The organism is Candidatus Chloroploca asiatica (genome assembly GCF_002532075.1).
Taxonomy (GTDB): domain Bacteria; phylum Chloroflexota; class Chloroflexia; order Chloroflexales; family Chloroflexaceae; genus Chloroploca; species Chloroploca asiatica.
On record NZ_LYXE01000090.1, the window covers coordinates 187,695 to 207,607 of the forward strand.

General features: G+C 57.6%; 12 protein-coding genes. 7 read left to right on the forward strand and 5 right to left on the reverse strand.

The genetic code is table 11. From position 1 onward, the window contains the following. Positions 1 to 100 precede the first annotated feature (100 nt). Genes A9Q02_RS11490 through A9Q02_RS11500 form a run of 3 tightly spaced genes read right to left on the reverse strand, consistent with a single transcriptional unit; the run spans position 101 to position 5,144 of the window. Positions 101 to 3,427 carry a S41 family peptidase gene (locus A9Q02_RS11490; protein ID WP_097653223.1) on the reverse strand — a complete coding sequence of 1,109 codons (3,327 nt, stop codon included), beginning with the start codon at positions 3,425 to 3,427 and terminating at the stop codon, positions 101 to 103. Beyond that, positions 3,424 to 4,209: an SDR family NAD(P)-dependent oxidoreductase gene (locus A9Q02_RS11495; RefSeq protein WP_097653224.1), complete on the reverse strand. Its 786-nt coding sequence runs from the start codon at positions 4,207 to 4,209 to the stop codon at positions 3,424 to 3,426. Before A9Q02_RS11495 ends, A9Q02_RS11490 begins: the two co-directional genes overlap by 4 nt. A 2-nt stretch (positions 4,210 to 4,211) precedes the next feature. After that, positions 4,212 to 5,144: a hydroxymethylglutaryl-CoA lyase gene (locus A9Q02_RS11500; protein WP_097653225.1), complete on the reverse strand. Its 933-nt coding sequence runs from the start codon at positions 5,142 to 5,144 to the stop codon at positions 4,212 to 4,214. Positions 5,145 to 5,567: 423 nt separating this feature from the next. Between A9Q02_RS11500 and A9Q02_RS24230 the strand changes: the two genes are divergently transcribed. Further along, positions 5,568 to 6,140 carry a hypothetical protein gene (locus A9Q02_RS24230; protein ID WP_097653226.1) on the forward strand — a complete coding sequence of 191 codons (573 nt, stop codon included), beginning with the start codon at positions 5,568 to 5,570 and terminating at the stop codon, positions 6,138 to 6,140. A gap of 61 nt (positions 6,141 to 6,201) precedes the next feature. Here A9Q02_RS24230 and A9Q02_RS11510 read toward each other — a convergent pair whose 3' ends face one another. Continuing rightward, entirely contained in the window at positions 6,202 to 8,013 is a 1,812-nt protein-coding gene (locus A9Q02_RS11510) for an ABC transporter ATP-binding protein (protein ID WP_245860505.1), read from the reverse strand. Between the two features lie 403 nt (positions 8,014 to 8,416). Here A9Q02_RS11510 and A9Q02_RS11515 point away from each other — a divergent pair, with 403 nt between their 5' ends. The 6 genes from A9Q02_RS11515 to A9Q02_RS11540 all read left to right on the forward strand — a co-directional run bounded on the left by A9Q02_RS11515 (position 8,417) and on the right by A9Q02_RS11540 (position 16,057). Continuing rightward, the gene (locus tag A9Q02_RS11515) at positions 8,417 to 9,007 is read left to right on the forward strand and encodes a DUF4126 domain-containing protein (RefSeq protein WP_097653228.1); all 591 of its coding nucleotides are present in this window, start codon (positions 8,417 to 8,419) and stop codon (positions 9,005 to 9,007) included. A gap of 118 nt (positions 9,008 to 9,125) precedes the next feature. Continuing rightward, entirely contained in the window at positions 9,126 to 12,356 is a 3,231-nt protein-coding gene (locus tag A9Q02_RS24235) for an O-antigen ligase family protein (RefSeq protein WP_172450890.1), read from the forward strand. A gap of 68 nt (positions 12,357 to 12,424) precedes the next feature. Further along, a complete protein-coding gene (locus tag A9Q02_RS11525; RefSeq protein ID WP_097653229.1) occupies positions 12,425 to 12,841 on the forward strand; it encodes a DUF3224 domain-containing protein in 417 nt (138 codons plus the stop codon). Then, a complete protein-coding gene (locus A9Q02_RS11530) occupies positions 12,825 to 14,006 on the forward strand; it encodes a glycosyltransferase (RefSeq protein WP_172450892.1) in 1,182 nt (393 codons plus the stop codon). Before A9Q02_RS11525 ends, A9Q02_RS11530 begins: the two co-directional genes overlap by 17 nt. Positions 14,007 to 14,033: 27 nt before the next feature. Then, positions 14,034 to 15,215 (forward strand): glycosyltransferase, encoded by a 1,182-nt coding sequence (locus A9Q02_RS11535; protein WP_097653231.1) that lies wholly within the window; start codon positions 14,034 to 14,036, stop codon positions 15,213 to 15,215. Beyond that, positions 15,212 to 16,057 (forward strand): alpha/beta fold hydrolase, encoded by an 846-nt coding sequence (locus tag A9Q02_RS11540; protein WP_141508854.1) that lies wholly within the window; start codon positions 15,212 to 15,214, stop codon positions 16,055 to 16,057. The genes A9Q02_RS11535 and A9Q02_RS11540 overlap by 4 nt, the downstream gene beginning before the upstream one ends. A 140-nt stretch (positions 16,058 to 16,197) precedes the next feature. Here A9Q02_RS11540 and A9Q02_RS11545 read toward each other — a convergent pair whose 3' ends face one another. Then, positions 16,198 to 19,908: a tetratricopeptide repeat protein gene (locus A9Q02_RS11545; RefSeq protein ID WP_097653233.1), complete on the reverse strand. Its 3,711-nt coding sequence runs from the start codon at positions 19,906 to 19,908 to the stop codon at positions 16,198 to 16,200. Positions 19,909 to 19,913: the final 5 nt, after the last annotated feature.

A 19,913-nucleotide genomic window follows, 5' to 3' on the forward strand; every position in this document is an offset into this window, starting at 1 on the left:
GAGGCGCGAAGGTTTGAGGGAGCTGCATGTGCAGCTTTGCGCCTTTGCGCCTTTGCGTCAACACGAGTCAACCTTCTATGCAAGGTATTGGCCCTAAGTCTCACCTGTTCTCCCCAAGCAAGACCGCCACGGCGGCGTCGAGCTGACGGTCACGTCCGAGCGCCCATTCACCAAGCGGCCGCGTCACATCAACATCGACTGGGCGCCCGTGCCCTTCAAGGTGCTCACCTTCTGGCGTCAACACCGCAAAACTCGGGAGCCTGAAGAAAGCCCCGTCGAGCAGGCGAATATTGTGCGTCCAGATAACTGCTCCGGCGGTTGGGCGGCCAACAATCTTGCCCAGCCCGAGCCGACGATAGCTCTCGCTCAGCATTTCGGTATTGCTGGCCGAGTGTTCGTTGGTGACGAGCACCGTTGGTTTGTTGAGAATACGATTCCCAGACATATGGGCCGCATCGATAGTGGCTTGTTGGCGGAAGCTACTGAGCACAACGGTACGACGGGTTAAGAGATCAAGAATAAAGGTGGCAGTGTGTCCACCAGAGTTATAGCGTACATCAATAATGACACCCTCTTTGCCGTGGGCTTCAGCATCAAGATCGGCCAGGAATTGCTGGTACGCATCGTAACTCATACGCTCGATATGGACATACCCGAGCCGTCCACCACTGATACGGTGGACGTAGGCCTCATTGCTCATGACCCAGTCACGGTAACGCAGGTAGGCGTAGTCGTGTCCATTCAGGGGGCGCAGATCAACCTCACGGGTTGGCCCATCATGGTCAGGATCTTCGGCAAGCGTCAGACGAATGCGCCGGCCAACACTGCGACGCATCAGACGATCCAGACTCGTCTCGGTGGTCAACAGAGTACCATTAATTGCGACGAGATATTCGCCGGGGCGCGGTGGCAGAGGCCCCATGGCAACCGGACTATCAGGAATCAGGCGCTGCACCCGCAAGCATCCGCTTGTGATGAGTTCAACCGGATCAAAGAGCACCCCAATATATCCATCACTGCCCATCCACCTACCCGGACTGCTACCCAGATGCGAGGCCCGCAATTCGCCAGTCATCAAATTGATCAAGGTGTGCAACTCGTCGGTTGTCTGGGCACCTTCGATCAAGGGGGCAAAACGCTCGCGCAACACGGCCCAATCCTGACCACGAAAGGTCGGATCATAGAAGTTGTCACGAAGCGCACGCCAGGCCTCATGAAAGATCTGCTGTTTGTCACGGTGAAAGTCGACCGTTACGTCGCCACGAACATGCACTTTGACCGGTTCATTGCCGGCAGGAAATTTACGAATCGTGATCGTACCATCTTCGAGGGCAAAAAAGGCTCGGCCATCAGGTGTGAACTGCACAGCCGCTTTGGAACTTTCACTCGCCGTCAACTGACGTGGCGGATGCCCACGACGTGGTTCATCGAGCGGCATACTCCAGATATTGACCTTATCGGCGACGACGGCAAGCAACAGCAGATCGCGGCTATCAGGGCTAATTGCGGCAGCACTGGCGTCCATCTGGATAGGTGTAAGAAAGTGGAGGCGGCGCTCAATCCCTTCAAAAACAATCACCGGGCTAGCTTCAGGCTGTTCAGGGGATGACGTGCTTGTCGCCGGCGCTGCCGTCTCAGTTCGGGTGACAGGATCACGATCAGCAGGAAGCTGCGATGGGGCCGTTGTTTCGGGCGTTTCATCGGGATCTTCTGGCTCGGTTGGTGGCTCAAACTCAACCGCAATTTTTTCGATTGGCCGCTTATACTCTTCTTTCGATGGCTCTTTGTCCTTCTCTTCAAAGAGTTTCTCAAATTCAGCTTCACGAAAGAGCGGGTTCTGGGGGCGCAGATCAACGCAGACAATCTGGGCCTCGGCGCGGTATTGTCGCGTGGTAAAGATCAAGTGCTGCCCGTTCGGTGACCAGAGCAAATTGCTGCCCCCAAGGTTACTCAAAAAGGTAATCTGGCGTGGTTCACCGCCCTCCAACGACACCACATAACTGTTGCTAAAAAAGTGCTCGTCCTGAGCTAGATAGGCAAGCCAGCGGGAATCGGGAGACCAGCAGAGATCAGCGGAGACAACAAAGCGTGCCCGACACAGTTCACGGGCCTCTTCACCGTTCAGACTGACCAGACGTACGGCTTCGGTCTGGCTGAGATACGCGATCCACTTGCCATCGGGTGAAATCCTTGGCATCGCTTTGGGGGTAAGATCGGTGGTAAGCCGCGTCTCTTTGCGCACAACCACATCGTAGCGATAGATCTCATCTTCACCGTGACGATCCGAGAGATAGATCAGACTACGGCTATCAGGCGTCCAGGCGACCTGGCGTTCACGAGCGCGGGTATCGGTGACGCGGAAGGAAGGCCCCTGACGCACGTCACGTTCCGTCTCTTTATCGGCAAAATCAACAAAGACCTGACCACGGGCAATAAAAGCAATCTTTTTGCCATCGGGGCTGAGGCGTAATTCACTAAAATGGCGCGGCCAGCTCTCTTCGCGCACCGGTGTGACCTTGCTATCACCACGGGCGGTAATGGCGAGCGGAGCGGCTTCACGCGTCGCAAGATCGAGATGCCAGATCTGGAAGTTCCGTTCAAAGACGATCAAACTAGCGTTACGGGCGATCTGAGGAAAAAGCAAACGACCATCTTCAAAGGTCGTTATGCGTTGCGGCTCGGTGCCATCAAGGGCGAGATACCAGAGATTTTCGACCCCATCGCGGTCACTGACAAAATAGATCCCCGCCCCGTCAGGTGCCCACAACGGCCAGGCATTGCGGCCAGCATAGGCGCCAGGGAGAGCAGTCACAGGCGGGGTTGCGGGTCCAGTGGGCTGTGGGCCAGCAAGCAATTGCAAGGCCGTATAATTCCCGGTTTTCCATGCATCAGTTTCAGCGCTCGGGCCAAGCCAGATCTCACCAGGTGAGAAGGGATCTGGCCCACGCCGCCACCAGCGATCACGGATATTGCAGAAGGCCAGACGTGTCCCCGTCGGATCGATGCTCACCGCACCAAGGTTTTCGTAGGGTTCACTATAGATGAGCGCCGGAGTACCGCCAGTGAGCTTGACCCGATAGATACTGTCACCCATCTGCTCACGATTCGCCGTAAAATAGATCGCCTGACCATCATGTGCCCAGGCTTCGACGGTTGAACGGCCATCGTGAAACGTCAACTGGCGGACCGCGCCACCGTCAAGGGGCAACACATAGATTTCGCCATTGCCATTGCGATCAGCCGTAAAAGCGAGGCTGGCACCATCGGGGCTAAACCGAGGATTCTTGTGACTGGCCGCGTGGGCCGTCAAGCGTTCGGCTCTGCCACCTGAGGCTGCCACAAGCCAGATATCACCAGCATAAACAAAAGCAATCTGGGAGCCATCGGGATCGATGCTAGGAGTCCGAAAATAGGGTTGTGTGCTCATGCTTCTTTCCAGCCAATCGCGTTGCCAAGGATGCGTTCGATCAAGCCCGGGAAGAGCGCCGCAGCGATCACACCGATACGGTCACCAACGGTAACATAGGTAACCCGCGCCGGGCGACGGGCCACCCGCAGAATGGTACGGGCCACCACCTCAGGGCCTACGCCGGGGGGTGAAAAGCGCCGTTGTTCCCCCCCTTTGCCCAGACGATTCTGGCTGAAACCAGTGCGCGTTGTGCCTGGGCGTACGACCGAGACATTGATGCCACTGCCCTGTAATTCCATGCGGAGGGCATCGCTCAGGCGTTCAAGGCCAGCCTTGGCCGCAGCGTAACCACCCAGATAGGGCAGGGGTTGCACCGCCAGCACCGTTGAAACATTGATGATATGCCCACGACCGCGTGCGCGCATCACCGGAAGCACCGCCTGCATCAGGGCGAGGGGGCCAAAGAGATCGACGGCGAGGGCACGGGTGAGATCATCGTGATCGAGGCTGCTGACCGGGCCAGACAGACCAACGCCGGCATTATTGATCAACAGATCGACCGTACCATATCCGTTGACCGCCTGACTAATCAAGTTTTGACAGGCCACCGGATCAGCCACATCGGTTGGCACAACCAGATGCGTTCCGGGCAGGCTCGCCGCCAGGCGGGCGAGGGGATCAGGTGAACGGGCAGCAAGTACTAGGTGTGCGCCGGCATGCGCAAACGCCCGCGCTGTTGCGGCGCCAATGCCCGCAGAAGCCCCGGTCACAACCACAACATTTCCTGCAAGTGTACGCATACTCATCCTGTCAAATGTTTACAGATCCCGGCCTTGATTGTCTGGCCTGGTACTTCATGGCCCAGCAAGCGTTCAAGGAGGCGGGCCGCACGCATTAACGCGGGCAGATCAAGCCCGGTTGTCACCCCCAGTTCGTGCAACATATGCGTCAGATCCTCGGTACAGAGATTGCCCGGAGCGCCGGGGGCAAATGGGCACCCGCCGATCCCCCCGATGCTGCTATCAAAGGTCGTAATACCAAGTTGCAACGCTGCGAGCACATTGGCAAGCCCGGCCCCGCGAGCGCTATGCAAATGGAGCCGCAGCGACTGGCGGGGAAAGCGCTCACGGAAGGCACAGATGATCTGTTGCACCAGCAGCGGATGGGCCATTCCCGTCGTATCACCAAGGGTCACCTCGCCCGCGCCAAGATCGAGCAACTGACCACAAAGATCGAGCACCCGTTCAACCGGTACATGGCCTTCAAACGGGCACCCAAAAGCCACCGAGAGAACCGCATCAAAAGCAATCCCGGCCTGACGCACCAACAGGCTCATCTCGGCAACCTGATCAAGCGATTGCGCAATACCCATGTTGACATTGCTCTGATTGTGACTTTCCGTCGCACTGAGAAAGACCTGCACAAGATCAACACGTGACGCAACCGCGCGTTGTGCCCCCACCAAATTAGGAGCAATGGCACAATACATCACCTCGGGATGGCGCGGCAACTGAGCAAACACCTCGGCCGTATTCGCCATCTGGGGCACCTGTTGAGGACGGACAAAGGCCCCGACCTCGATCTGGCGCAGACCGGCGTCACGAAGTGCGGCAATCAGTTCAAGTTTCTCGGCAGTGGTGAGCACCACCGACTCATTTTGGAGCCCATCACGTGGTCCGACTTCGCGAATCGCGGCATACGAAGGCAGGGCCATCGGGCTAGCAATGCTTGTCATCAACGACCTCTTGGTACTGCATGCAGCGGCTCTGCTGCATGCATACACGTTTCGTTGCCGTCCTATGCTTGGGTTGGCGACAACGGCAAGCAAAGCTTGGGGTTGTCGCCAACCCAAGCAAGACTCCTGGAGGCCGCAAGCCCCCAAACGCTGATCAAAAACGATCTTCCATATGCATGGTAGATGAGCGTAGGATGCTTGTCAAACATCAGAGTGTCAAATAAATTGCAAGCAGAAAGAGCTTGATCTGGTATTTCATCATGCTGGTGGTTGCGAAGTGCATAATCTGTGGTTATAATCTTTCTTGTTACTACGTAACTCATCTGTAACCATTTCTGGTACGCTCAAAACATACATAAGCTATGTATTGACGCAAAGGTTTTAGGAACAGCACACCGAGTGCAATATATAAGGAGGGTCGGCATGGACTGGACGAAGCAGGCGAATGATATGCTCAAGACCTTTACAACCACACAGCAGAAGGTCTGGGAGAGTTGGGTCTCCTCAATGCAAATGATGGCAACACCCCAGAGCCCAGAGGCCTGGCAGAAGACCGTTGATACCTGGCGTGGTACCGTAAAGTATGCTCTTGAGCAGCAGCTTGAACTGACCAAGTTGTGGGCCGAGAGCGTGGCCGCTTCTTCCGTGAGCATGCCAAACATGCCTGGTATGCCAAACATGCCTGTCATGCCTGGTATGCCAACCATCCCTGGCATGCCAACCATCCCTGGTATGCCGGCAACTTCGGTTGAGTGGACACGCCAGATGCTCGAGATGACCCGGACCTGGACTGATACCCAGGTTCGTTTTTCCGAGAACTGGTTTGAGATGTTGAAGAAGGCTGAGCCGAGCATGATGGCGCAGACGTTTGATATGGCACAGGCCCAGAAGATCATGGCGATGTGGCAGGATGCCGCCCAGAAGGCGGTTGAGGCTCAGACCCAGTTCAGCCAGATGATGATGAAAGCGGCAACAGGCGACGGCTCCAAAAAGTAAGCACGCCCAAGCAAGAGCTTGCACGTGACACGACCACCGTTATCTGGTGGTCGTGTCGGTGTTAACGATAGCCTTCAGCCTGCAGGTTGAAGAGATGAGCATAGGTTCCGTCGAGGGTGATAAGTTCGCTGTGGGTACCACATTCCGTAATCTTCCCCTCTTCAATGACAGCGATGCGGTCGGCCATCCGCACGGTTGAAAACCGGTGGCTGATCAAAAAGGCGATCCGCCCGGACGTCAATTCACGAAAACGCTGAAAGATTTCGTATTCACGTTGTGCATCCAGGGCCGCCGTTGGTTCATCGAGCACAAGCACTTCGCTCTTGCGCATAAACGCCCTGCCCAGGGCGATCTTCTGCCATTGCCCCCCCGAGAGTTCGGCCCCCCCGGCAAACCAGCGCCCCAGAATCGTATCATAGCCCTGAGGTAACGGTTCGATCACCTCATCAGCACCGCCACGCTCAGCAGCAAGACGGATGCGTGCATCGTTGGCAAGTTCTTCGATCTGACCAAACCCGATATTGTCCCGCGCCGAGGCTTGATAGCGCACAAAATCCTGGAAAATGACCCCAATTGAGGCGCGTAGTTCTTCAAGATTGTAGGCACGCAAATCGACGCCATCCAGAAGAATCTGACCCTCGGTTGGATCATAGAGGCGCGTCAACAGCTTGATCAGGGTTGTTTTACCGGCACCATTGGCCCCGACAAGCGCGATCTTTTCACCGGGCCTGACATGCAGATTGATCCCGCGCAACGCCCATTCGGTGCGATCAGGGTACTGAAAACCAACATTGCGAAACTCGATACCCTGGCTGATCGGGTGTGGCATTGGTTGCCCTTCGCCAGTGATCATCTGGGGACGCAATTCAAGAAAACCAAAGAGATTCTCAAGAAAGAGGCCGCTTTCAAAGAGTTGATTCACATTGTAAAAGAGGCCCTGAAACGTGCCCTGACTCTGACGAAAGAGGGTGAGGTAGAAGGTCAGGCTGCCAATCGTAATCGCCCCCACAAACGTTTGCCAGACAATCCAGGCATAGGCCCCGTAATAACTGATGCTTGCCAACAACCCCCAGAGCGTACTGATCAGTGAGCGCCGCCGGGCCAGATCCTCATCCTCATGCATAATCTTCAAGAACATCTCCTGATACCGTGCCAGCAATGGTTCCCCGAGCGCAAAGAGCTTGATCTCTTTTGCACTCTGATCAACGGTTAACAGATGTTCGAGGTAGGTCATGCGGCGTGACTCCGGCGCACGCCAGGTAAGCAAGCGAAAAGTCAGGTGGCTATACCGCGTCTGGACAACAAACGAGGGCAAAGTTGCCCCAAAGAGAATCAACGCTACCAGGGGGCTAAAAGCAAGAATACCAGCAGCAAACGAACTGAGTGTGATCGTATTTTGGATCAGACTGAAGGTGGTCGTAATAATGCTGATCGCACGCCAGTTGGACTCGCGGCGGGCATTCTGGAGCTTGTCGTAAAACTCAGCATCTTCAAAATAGTGGAGATCGAGGCTCAGTGATTTACGGATGATCGCCGTATTGATCGTATTGCCCAGGCGCGCATTGAGAATATGCTCAGCCAGCGCACGTAACTGCCCGAGGATTGTGCCCGTTGTGATCAAGAGAAACTCCATGACCAGAAAGGGGACAGTGGCGCGCAGACCGTCTGCGGCACTGATATCGGTGGTTACAATCAACACCACTTCATCAATGATCAACTTGCCGACCCAGGCTTGCGCAATCGGTAGCAGTCCGCTGATCAACGTCACGAGGGCCATCGTGACGGTTGCCCCTTTGTGCGCCTGCCAGACAAGGGCAAAGACCCTGGGAATGTTGCGGAGGGCCGAGCGGAGAATCTGCCAACGCTCGGCCATGGTTTTACGAGGTTCATCAGGAAGAGAACCTTGTGTACTGGCAGAGCCTCGTCGGCGTGAGGGAGATGTTTGACTCATCGTGATTTGATCTGGCTCCTCTTTAGGGCTATCGCCCTAACAAACCATACGTGTGCTGGGGCCAAGACCAGCTTTGCTGGTCTTGGCCCCAGCACACCCAAGATTCCTGGGGGCTGCGTGCCCCATTCTATTATACCCCTAGTGGGTATCATACACCCCCTGCATACGCAGAGGAACCACCTGAACAAAAGTGGAGGAGGCGTGCAACCTTTTGCAGCACTTCACCGTCTTGTAGGTACGGGACGTCAACCGACAGCGGAGTGACTCGTGGCGGGCTGCGCCGTCAGGAGTCACTCCGCTGACACTATGGCAAAAGGGGTAACGTATGGAGTGGATCATTGCCCTGGCAACGGGCCTGGGTCTGGCGACAGCTTCGGGGTTGAACGCCTATCTTCCGTTGTTGACAATTGGTATTTTTGCACGCCTAGGGATGATTCAACTGGCCGAGCCATTTGATCTTCTGTCGAATGTCTTTGTCTTGCTGGTAATCGCAGTACTGGCCGTGCTTGATTTTGCTGGCGACAAGCTTCCGGCTGTTGATAGTTTCTTCCACGCAGCCGGGATCGTGATCAATCCGATTGCCGGAGCGATTCTTGCCCTGGCGAGCCAGGGTGATCTGGCGACCGTTAGCCCGATTCTTGTTGGTGCAGCTGGCCTACTTGCGGCGGGTAGCACCCACGCAGCGCGGGCCTCGGTTCGTCCGGTCGTGACAGCGGCCACCGGGGGGACTGGGAATCCTATTATCAGTACCATTGAGGATGTGACCTCTTTAGTCTTGAGCATCCTGGCAATTCTTGTGCCAATTTTCGCGGTGGTTCTCGCGATTGTGCTGGCGTTTGTGGCCTATCGCGTCTTCCGTCGGGCGGCCAAAATCTGGCGCAAAAAAGATGATGCCGTGGTGAACGGAAAAGTTTAGTGCCCCGGGGCAGTCACGTTTCTTTTTACTGGTATGGTGACTATTTTGGTTCCACCCAAACACGCTTGATGCGCAGGACGACGCCCTGCATATCAAGAGTGTTTTATAATATGTCATCATGAAGATTCACCACTCCTTCAGGCTCGTCATATTGTTGCTGCTGAATGGCTTGCTGCTTGTTAGTTTTGCTGGTTTTGTCTGGGCCGATAACGCGCTTCATCGGGGTGTTGTCTTTACCCCTGACCCTGAGCCTATTCCCCAGGCTGATGGCCCAACCCTGGGCATCAATCTGTTTAATGTGCATCTCGAACCAGACCCTGTGGCGGTACAGCGTTCCTTTGAACTCACGGCTAAGCTCGGGGCGCGTTTTGTGCGGATGCAGGTACCCTGGGACGATCTTGAGATCCATGGGCGCGGTGATTTTGAGGATCGGCGCAATGTTGAGGCCGTCGGCGTGGTTTCGTCGTGGGCCAAATATGATCGGATTGCCAATGCCGCTCGTGACGCCGGGATAGAGTTGATCTGGCGGCTCGAACGTCCTCCCGTATGGGCACGTAGTCAGTTCGAGGCTGATCCGGTCTTTCAGGCCGGGTTGCTGGTGGATGGCAATTCGACCGGCCCTCCCGACGATCTTGCCGATTATGCGGCTTTTGTACGGGCTGTGGTCGAGCGGTATAACGGTGATGGGGTGGATGATGCCCCCGGTAGCCCGGTAGTCCGCTATTTCCAGATCTGGAATGAGCCGAATCTGCGCAATGAGTGGAATTGGCACGATCCGCGGCCCGAGGATTTTGTTGAACTCTTGCGCGTCGGGGCTACTGCTGTGCGCGAGGCCAATCCCGATGCCGTCGTCATCTTCCCCGGTCTTGCCCCGACCGATGGGCTCGATTTTCGTGCGCCTATGACCGAACTCGAGTATCTCGATCGGGTCTATCGAGCGGGGGGCGCTGCCTATTTTGATGTGATGGCCGCCCAGGGGTATGGTCTCGGTCAGCCGCCCGATGAGCATCGGTATGTCTTTTTGCGCGGACGTGGCAACTGGAACTGGCAACGCCCGATTGATACTCGCAACGACGTGAGCCGGGTGGTGCTGTTGCGCGAGGTGATGGAGCTACACAGCGATCATGCGACGCCAATCTGGATCACCGAGTTTGGTTGGAATAGTGCCCCCGATCACATCCCGCCCGAGCGCCGGATGACCTGGGGGCCGCCGGTGAGCGAAACAACCAAGGGCGAATATCTGGTCGGCCAGATGAAACGCGCCCGCGACGAGTGGCCCTGGATTGGCGTGATGAATGTCTGGATGCTGCGCTACGGTGGCTATGCTGTGCCCGATCCCGCTGATCCAACGCCCTATTTTGCTTTGGTGAGCCGTGATTGGCAGATCCAACCGTCGTTCGACATTCTGCAAGCCTTTGCGACCGCCCCCACCATTGCCGGCGTCGGGGCGCATTCGTGGAACCACGCCGCCGTTGTCCCCCTGGCTGATGGATGGCGCTTGCAGTTCGCTGGGACACGCATTGCCCTCGTGGTTGATCAGGCCGATCCGGTGGCGGTGACAATCAATGGCAACCCAGTCGCGTTGCGTCGCGATGAATCCGACGGGCGAGCGCTGCTGGTCAGTGATGAATTGCCCGATAGCGTGCATGTGCTTGAGTTGCAAGGGTCGCCTGCGCCTGTGAGTTTCATTGTTGAGCGGAGTCGTCCATGGGCTTTCTGGTGGGACTATGGGGCGTTGGGTTTGCTTGCCTTGATGGCGGTCAGTGGCGCAGCAACGATGTTGGCGGCACCGCCTGTGCTTGTGCTGATGAGCCAGCATGTTCGTCGTCTACGGGAGCAGATGCTCGCACGAGGCGGATGGCTGGCCTACCTTGTGCGAACCGACACGCTTGTTGCGAGTGGCATGCTTTTCGCGGTGATCATCGCCTACCGGGCTTCGCCCCAGGTCCCGCTAACCCTCGCTGGTCTGTTGCTCTTCGCGATCCTGGCGGTGATACGGCCCAGGGTGGCGCTGCTCTTTGTTCCCTTGACGCTGCCGCTCTACTTTATCCCCAAGTTGATCTTTGATAGCCGCTTGGGGTTGCGCGAGAGTGGCCTGGCGTTGCCGCTGCACGAACTCTTGCTGGTGATCGCGCTTTTTGCGGCTGGCGTGCGCCTGGTCATTGAGGTGATGGCGCACTGGCTCAAGCGCCCGCTCCGCGAGCCGCAGGTGCTTACCTTGCCTGACAACGCGATGCATGCCTTGCGCGATCTTCGCCAGACCTGGTCGTTCTGGCTGCCGATCCTGCTTGTTGGGCTGGCAGCCGTCTGGGGCGTCGTCATTGCCGAGCAGCGCGGTCCTGCGTTGCGCGAATTGCGCTGGATGTTTGTTGGCCCAATGGTCTTTGTGGGGGTCGCCGCACTCTTTGGCCAGGCGTATCAACGCCCAGTGGTGCTTGCCTGGCTCACGGGTGGTGCGCTCGCCGGACTGGTTGGCTTGCTCCAGTTTGGTGGGCTGAATCTGGTGCCCCTTTTTGGCACCAAGGCAGGTTTTGGCGATGATAGCTTCTTTGTCGAGGGCGTGAGGCGCGTCGCGAGTCTCTATGGGCATCCAAATAATCTGGGCCTCGCAATGGGACGCTATTGGCCCGTGGCGGCGGCGTTGACGTTTGTGGCGCTGCGTGGGGGGGGTGTACGCAAAGCCTGGCCCTATGCACTGTTGACCCTGCTTACCCTGGGTGGCCTGCTCGTCTCGTTTTCGCGGGGAGCCTATCTGGGGATGCTGGTAGCGAGTGGCGTTCTGGCGCTCGCCCTGGTACCAACAAAACTCTGGCGCACACGACGGGTACTGGTGCCGCTCGCAATGATCGCGGGGATCGGGGTGGTTGGGGTAATCCTGGCGATCATCCTCGATATCGAACGGCTCAACCCATTTGGAGCAAGCAGCGGCGTGCGCGTGCAGACCTGGCTTTCGGCGCTAGCAATGTGGCGCGATCACCCGCTGGGCATCGGACTCGACCAGTTTGGCCGCCTCTATCCGGCCTATATCAACCCGACCCTGGCCGAGACCAACGAGATCAATACGGCGCATCCGCACAATCTGTTGCTTGATCTCGCCCTGCGGATGGGGCCGCTCGGTCTCCTTGCCTTCGGGTGGCTGCTCTTTAATTTCGCACGCGGGGCCTGGCAAACGCTTGCTCGCACTGGTGCGGCGCGGCACGCTGGCGCATACGGCCCCGTGCTAGTCGCTGGAGTCAGTGCCGCGATGGCGGGCGGACTTCTCCATGGCATGGTTGACCAGTTCTACTTCTGGCCAGATCTGGCGTTTGCCTTCTGGCTTATGGTATGGGTGGAGTATGTTCATCGTTGACAAAAGCGCTCAAGTGTACTACCATGGCACGACCAATAAGATCCCACCCATTTTGTGAGGAGCACACGATGACCCTGCATGCCCACGGCACGTTCACGGTTCAACTCACCCCTCAGCCCCTTGCCGACCCCACTGCCGACAGCCTACTCGGCCGTCTCGCTATCGCCAAGGAGTTTCAGGGCGACATCACTGGCATGAGCTATGGTGAGATGCTCAGCGCCCGCAGCGCGGTCGATGGCTCAGCCGGCTATGTCGCCATCGAAAGATTCACCGGCACGCTCCACGGTCGCCGTGGCAGTTTCGTCCTCCAGCACAGTGGCACGATGACCCGCGGGGCCCAGCAACTCACCATCAGCGTCGTACCAGACTCAGGCACCGACGAGCTAGAGGGCCTCACCGGGACGATGAATTTGCAGATCGCCGATGGTGTCCACGCCTACGACTTCATCTTTACCCAAGCAACCTCCCATGACACACCGGCTTGATCGTCTTGCCCAGGTACTCGGTCTGTTCTATCTACTTGACCGGCTCTGGAAGATCCTGGCTGTCGTCGCTTTTTTTCGGCGACCTCCGCCACCAGTGCCTACGCAATGGCCATCACTGACCTTGCTCTGCCCGATAACCCACTCGCCCAATGATCTGCGATCAGTGCTGATCGCCAGGGCACACCTCGCCTATTCTGGACAGCACGAGTGTCTTTTGATCTGTGACCCTGCTGATCAAGCAACGCAGGCGATCTGTATGGAGGTAATGGAGCGTTATCCAACATGGCCGGCCCGCATCGTACTGGTTGCGCCTGACCATGGAACGCTAGCCTCGAAGATTGCCAAACTGCGTACTGCGTTGCCCGAGGCACACGGCGAGATACTCTGTTTTGTTGATGACGATATTCTCTTGCGCCCCGATGCCTTGCGCATCCTGGTGCCGTATGTGATGCAGTCCACGACGGGGGCAGCCTTTGGGTTGGCCTGTTATACACGCTGGCAAACGCTGGCCGAAAGCCTGATGAGCGGCTTTGTCAATACTAATGCGCTGCTTAGTTATGTGCCGGTGACCTATCTGGTCGAGCCATTCACAATCACCGGCCACTGTTTTGCCTTGCGCCGTGAGGTTTTTACCGCAATAGGCGGACTAGAGGGCATGGAAGAACGGATCGACGATGACCACGAGCTTGCGCGGCGGGTGCGCAGATCGGGCCTACGTAACGTGCAGACCCCGCTGGTCTATGATGTCGACAACCGGCTTGCCCGATTGCGCGACTATCACATGCAAATGCGGCGCTGGTTGGTGATCCCGCGCCAGGCAATGTTGCCGCACCTGAACCTTCGTGAGCGCAGCGCGATGCTGTTTGGGAGCCTCGGCAGCCTGTTGCCACCCCTGCTGCTGTTGCTCGCCCTGGTGACGCGCCGACGTGTGCCGTGGCTGAGCCTCGGGTCGAGTCTGGGTTATGTTGCGGCAACCCAGGCGCTGCTCGAACATGCGTATCTAGGCCGGGCGATGCCGCTTCGTCAGGCCCTGTTGCTCCCGATCCTCAACTGGCTCATGCCGCTCTATATCGGTCTGATCAGTCTCGGCAACAACACCATTGTCTGGCGTGGGCAACGCCTACGGGTTGAACGCGGAGGGACATATGCCATCATCGAAGAGTGACGTTATGGATCAAGCAAAGGACGTCGTATGCGCTGGCTCTGGCGTTTGTTGATCATCCTGCTCTATGGCGAGCGACTGCTGAAACACCTGGCCGTGGTGCGGTTTTTTCGTCGTGCTCAGCCACCAGCCGAGGTTGACCCAGGGCTGGTCAGCATCATGCAGCCGATCCTCAGCGGTGATCCGGCGCTGGCGGCATGTCTCGAGGCCAATCTCAAAGCACGTTCAGGATATCAACGTCAATTTATCTGGCTCATTGACGATGATGATGAGCCAGCGCGGCAGATCTGCACTGACCTGATGGGCCGCTATCCCTCGGTGGCAATTACGCTGGTGGCCTTGCCTGCCCCGCCGCCTGAACACAACCCGAAGCTTGTCAAGCTGATCGCTGGAAGTGCCCGCGCACGTGGCACAGTCATCTGTGTGCTCGACGACGATACCATGTTGCCCGACCATGCCCTGGAGAACTGCCTGCCTTATCTGGCGCAGCATGGGGCCGGGCTTGTCTTTGGCCTGCCCTACTATGTCAGTTACGACAATCTCTGGTCGGGTTTGGTGGCAACGTTTGTCAACAGCAGCAGCTTGATGACCTACATTCCGTTCAGCCTACTGCACGAGCCAGTGACGATCAATGGCATGTTTTATGCCATCCGCCGCACCACGCTTGAGGCTGTCGGTGGGTTCGCTGGTCTGGAACAACTTGTCGCCGACGACTTTGCCGTCGCCGAACGATTACGGCACCACGGCTATCGTCTGGTTCAGACCCCGGTGCGTCACGCGATCCGCACCACCGTATCAGGGCCACGTCACTATCTGCGCCTGATGCAGCGCTGGCTCATCTTCCCCCGCGAGTCGCTGATGCGTCATCTGCCACCGCACGAACTGGTACTGATCTATAGCCTGGTGGGGCTACCGACGTTTTTGCCGTGGATGGCACTCGCCGTGTCAGTGGGAAGACCGGGGCAGAGAAGCCTGTGGCTCTTTCTCGCCTATGCTGGCCTGAGCTACCTGATCTTTGCCTATCACAACAGGAGCTACCTCAACAGCGCAACACCCTGGCGCTGGAGTTGGATGGTGCCCCTGGTGCAAATCCTGCTGCCTGCGCAATTCGTGAGCGCGTTGCTGGCCCCCCGGAGGATCAACTGGCGCGGGCATACGATGCAGATCGAGCGTGGCGGCAACCTCCGCCTCGTGCACCGGCGTGACCAATGAAGCTTGCCGAAATGTATGAGGCCGTGTTAGCCGCGTATCCACCCGAGCAACGCATGGTGGCGGGAGAGCGGTGGACAGTCATACAGGCAGGCACCGGCCCAACGGTCGTGCTCTTACCAGGCGGTTTTGGCCTGGCGACAACTTCATTTCAATACATTGCCGCACTTGCATCTGACTATCATGTGCTCGCGTTGAGCTACCCGCCCCGGCTTGATCAGGTTGCGCAGCTTGCCTCCGGGGTGATTGCGCTCCTCGACGCTTGTGGTGTTGACACGGCGAGTATCGTCGGCGGCTCGGCCAGTGGCGGCGTTGCCCAGGTACTCGTGCGCCGCTACCCGCAGCGCATCGCGAAGCTCATCCTTGCGCAGACAGGCGTGCCACAGCCAAGGCGGGCGTGGTTCGATCAGTTGATTGCCAGGGCATGTGAACAGTTACCAGCCGCGTTCATGCTTGGCTGCTTACGGCTGACCGTCTATGCCTTTTTACCGGGCCAGACAGAAGCGATAATCTTCTGGCGTCGGCACTTTGCCAACGTCATTGGCGAGCAAACACGCGCCAGCCTGGCTGCACGTTTCCACACCCTGGCTGACTACGACCACAACTATCGCTTCAGTCCCGAGGATCTTCAGGCCTGGCCTGGCACCATTGCGATCATTGAATCACCCCAGGATCGTATGCTACCTGCGCATGAACAAGCCGCGCTACGCAGCCTCTACCCTCAGGCCACCGTCTACCGTTTGGCAGGAACCGCCCACCGCGACAGCGTAACCAACCCGATGCCACAGATCAGCGTCTTGCGGGCAATCCTTGAAGGAGCAAGCCTGCCTACACATTGCCTGTAGCAGACCTAGACCCAATACCTTGCACATAAGGTTGACCCGTGTTGACGCAAAGACACAAAGCTGCGCATGCAGATCCATTAAACCTTTGCGCCTCTGCGCCTTTGCGTCACATAACCCGACTTGTTTGCAAGGTCTTGAACCTAGACCAGGCGCGCTTCGGCAACGGCCTCGTCGGTTGTGAGCGTCTGGCCGTGGGCATAAGCAGCAGCCTGTTGCTCTTGGCTAAGCGCCATGCGAGCCGGTGCCAGAGCCTCATCGAGTTGGGCCTGTTCGGGCGACGAAAGAGGCGAGCCGGTCGCCTCACGCAGGCTCGCAGCAGCAGCAGCGAGGCAGAGAGCACGTTCAGGTTGCCCGGTGAGACCGGCAAGCACACCGACATCTTCAAGCAGATAGGGCAACGCCCAGCGGTCGCCAAGATCCGCATTGATGGTCAGAGCTTCACGATAGAGCAGCCTGGCGGTTGCGTAGTCGCCTTCAGCGGTGGCTACCTTGCCAAGGTTGTTCAGCGAAATTGCGATCGCATGGCGGTCACCAGTTGCCCGTTCAAGGGCCAACGACTCTTCAATATAGCCCCGCGCCACCTTATAGTCACCGATCTCGATGGCAAGCATGCCCAGGTTGCCCAGCGAATTGGCGATCCAGAGCGGGTTACCGGCCTCGCGACGCACGGCGAGGCTAGCTTCAAAAGAGTGGCGGGCCCGATCCACGTCACCCTGGTGGAAGGCCACAATGCCAAGATTGCTCAACGCTTTGCCCTGCATAATCAGATCACCACATTCACGCTGGATCGCCAGACTTGCCTCATAGTGCGCCTGGGCAAGAGCATACTCACCTGTATGCATGGCCGTTGTCCCGGCATAGTTCAGCGTCTCGGCCAGACCAGCCTGATCGTTGAGCAGCGTAAAGGCCGTCATCGCTTCGTCAAGCCAGGGCTGAGCCTCGGCGAAGCGGCCCTGTTTGCGCAACAGTTCGCCAATTAGCGCACGAGCCAGCGCTGCGTCCCGCGGCTGATCCTGGGCAAGCGCCAGATTCAACGCCAGTTCATAGCGCAGATACGCCTCGTCCCACCGCCCAACCAGATCGAGCACATTACCAAGACGAAGCAGTGGCTCAATCTGGGCTTCGGGGGGAACAAGCGCGAGCAACCGCGTAAGATAATCAATGGTCGCTGCATTCGCATAGATTAACTGCGCAGCAACCCCCGCTCGCCATAAATATTCCCGCCGTTTGCCAACATTTTCGCTGCGATCATAGTGAAAAGCGAGCAGATCAACCAGTTGCTCCTCCCCGGCATTGCGCTGCTCAAGATAGTGACCAATTTGCTCGTGAAGCATCGCCCGTGTTGCAAAAGACAAGCTCTCGTAGGTCACTTCCTGGGTCACAATATGCTTGAAGAGATAGGTCAATTCAGGATCAGGGCTATCGAGCGGAGTTAATTCGAGGGTGCTCAGATTTTCCAGTTCACGCCGCACCCGCTCTTGCTGACCCAAAAAAGAACCCATTCCCCAGAGAATCGTCGCAGGGAAGAGACGACCAATGACACTCGCTACTTTCAACAGGTTCCGCTGGCTTTCCGTGAGCCGATCCACCCGACTGAGAATCAGGCTATGCAGGCTTGGAGGGAGTTCAAGGCTGCTCAAGACACCTGGATCACGAGGATCGATGCCCTGGTCACGCATAAAGTTGAGCAATTCTTCCACATAAAAAGGGTTGCCCTGGGTCCGCGCATTCACTTGTTCGATTAGATGTTCTGGGATGGCTTCCAGAGTGCCAAAAAATTGCTGGAGCTTCAGTTGCACCAGGGTCGCGACTTCGTCAGGCAAGAGGTTATCGAGTGGCACTGCGCGGAAAGAGGGCATCTGCGTGATAACTCTCTTGATGCGTTGCTCGCTTTGGAGCGGACGATAGGCCATCAGGATGAGAACGGGCATCGTCGAGAGTGTACGGCCCAGCACTTCCAGCAGATCATGCGAGAGCGCATCCATCCAGTGGCAATCTTCAAGCACAATCATCAGGGGATGAATACTGGCACGCGCACGCAGGCAGGTCACCAGCAAAGCTTCGAGCGATTCTTTCCGCAGCTTTGCACCGAAATCGATTGTTAATTCATTGTCGGGAATAGATATATTAAGAATCGCGCCAAGCAATGGCAAGCGCGGTACGAGCGTCGCGTCAAGTTGCTCGAGTTCGGTTGCAAGACTGTTGATCTGTGCTGCCACCGTAGCCCGTGGATCAAGGCCAAAGAAGGCACGCCAGACGTTCTGCCAGACCAGATAGGGCGTATTGGTGCCATAGGATTGGCAGGCACCACCATAGACCACCAGATTCTGGCGCGAAGCCGCCCGCACGACCTCGGCCACCAGGCGCGATTTGCCCATGCCCGCCTCGGCAACAATGCCAACCACCTGACCATCGCCCCGTTGGGCCATTTCAAGACGGCCCAGCACAAACGCTAACTCGGTCTCGCGCCCAACCATTGGTAGCACATAACGTGGTTCGTGCAGGCGGATCGTATCGCGATCAGCGCTGATCAGGCGATAGGTCGCAACTGGCTCAGACTTGCCCTTGACCATGATGGGAGCGAGTGGTTCCCAGGTAAAGCGATCACCAGTGGCCCGCCACAGCGTATGGCTCACCAGAACCTGCCCCACCGTTGCATGTTGCATCAAGCGAGCCGCCATATTTACTTCGTCACCAAGCACACCATAGGTACGCCGAGTGATCCCTCCATATGCGCCCGTACGGGCACGGCCCTGGCTCAAGCCAATCTGAAACTGGTCAAGATAGTCAACCTGCCATTCACGCAGCTCAAGTGCAGCCATCACGGCGCGCACAGGATCATCTTCGTGGGCCACCGGGGACCCAAAGGCTGCGTAGAAGAAACTACCTTTATCGCCAATGGTCAATTGCAACACATAGGCATCGTAAGTGCGCAGCATCCGTTGCGCCTGTAGCATAAAGTCGTTCAGTTTGGTCTGGGCATCAGGATCGTGGTCATAGTCGATCCCGCCAAAACGCACAAAGAGAGCCACCACTGGGCGCAACTCGGTGAGAAACTCTCCCATCCCGACCTGCAAGCGTTCGAAGATTGGTGGCAACATCCACTGACGATAGGCTGTTGCGTCAAGGGCCGTCTCGGGCAAGGTTGGCCATGGCGCAGGTGCCGCAACGGTACGCAACCCATGCAACACGGCAAAACGTGCGCTACCGGCAGGATCAACGTGCCACTCTCCAACGTTTGCCAGTTCGCCCAGCGCAAGCGCGGTTGCTTCGTCAAACACTACCTGGCCCTGCTGGGCCAGATGCTCGGCTTCCGCCATACGCTGGAGCGTATCGCCAGCCAGGACATCGAGGATCTGAATAGATGGGTCGCCAACGAGAAAGCGGCGCACGGCACCACTGGCAACACCAACTTTGATCGCCAGACGAAACCTGCCAGCGCCTGCAACCTCAAGCTCCTCAAAGGCTGCCATTGCCTGTTGCAAGGCAAGTGCACACGTTGCCGCGCGATGTGCCGCCCCCCTCGGATCTGCATCCGAGGTCCCACCTTCAGATGCGGCCGGAGCGATGGCGTCGAACCAGCAGGTAATGGCATCCCCGGCAAAACCAAGTACCGAGCCGCCATACCGGTCGACTTCGGCAACCAGGGCATCATAGACACGGTTGAGTTGACGCGGTAGTTCTTCGGCTCCACGTTGGGGCCCAAGCGCCCGCACGAGCGATTCGGTCAGGGGGGTGAAGCCAGAGATATCGGCGAACAGGGCCGTACCGCTGGTCTGTTCAGGAAGCGTGTGACCATGAGCCAGTGCCTGACGCCGATCCATCGGGATATAGGCGAGGGGCGATTCCATCGGTT

Bases quoted from the DNA above. Each gene is read 5' to 3' on its own strand.
- A9Q02_RS11525 (WP_097653229.1), top strand. From the start codon at position 12,425: ATGACCCTGCATGCCCACGGCACGTTCACGGTTCAACTCACCCCTCAG.
- A9Q02_RS11500 (WP_097653225.1), bottom strand. From the start codon at position 5,144: ATGACAAGCATTGCTAGCCCGATGGCCCTGCCTTCGTATGCCGCGATT.
- A9Q02_RS24235 (WP_172450890.1), top strand. From the start codon at position 9,126: ATGAAGATTCACCACTCCTTCAGGCTCGTCATATTGTTGCTGCTGAAT.
- A9Q02_RS11530 (WP_172450892.1), top strand. From the start codon at position 12,825: ATGACACACCGGCTTGATCGTCTTGCCCAGGTACTCGGTCTGTTCTAT.
- A9Q02_RS11515 (WP_097653228.1), top strand. From the start codon at position 8,417: ATGGAGTGGATCATTGCCCTGGCAACGGGCCTGGGTCTGGCGACAGCT.
- A9Q02_RS11490 (WP_097653223.1), bottom strand. From the start codon at position 3,427: ATGAGCACACAACCCTATTTTCGGACTCCTAGCATCGATCCCGATGGC.
- A9Q02_RS11545 (WP_097653233.1), bottom strand. From the start codon at position 19,908: ATGGAATCGCCCCTCGCCTATATCCCGATGGATCGGCGTCAGGCACTG.
- A9Q02_RS11540 (WP_141508854.1), top strand. From the start codon at position 15,212: ATGAAGCTTGCCGAAATGTATGAGGCCGTGTTAGCCGCGTATCCACCC.
- A9Q02_RS11535 (WP_097653231.1), top strand. From the start codon at position 14,034: ATGCGCTGGCTCTGGCGTTTGTTGATCATCCTGCTCTATGGCGAGCGA.
- A9Q02_RS11510 (WP_245860505.1), bottom strand. From the start codon at position 8,013: ATGGCCGAGCGTTGGCAGATTCTCCGCTCGGCCCTCCGCAACATTCCC.
- A9Q02_RS24230 (WP_097653226.1), top strand. From the start codon at position 5,568: ATGGACTGGACGAAGCAGGCGAATGATATGCTCAAGACCTTTACAACC.
- A9Q02_RS11495 (WP_097653224.1), bottom strand. From the start codon at position 4,209: ATGCGTACACTTGCAGGAAATGTTGTGGTTGTGACCGGGGCTTCTGCG.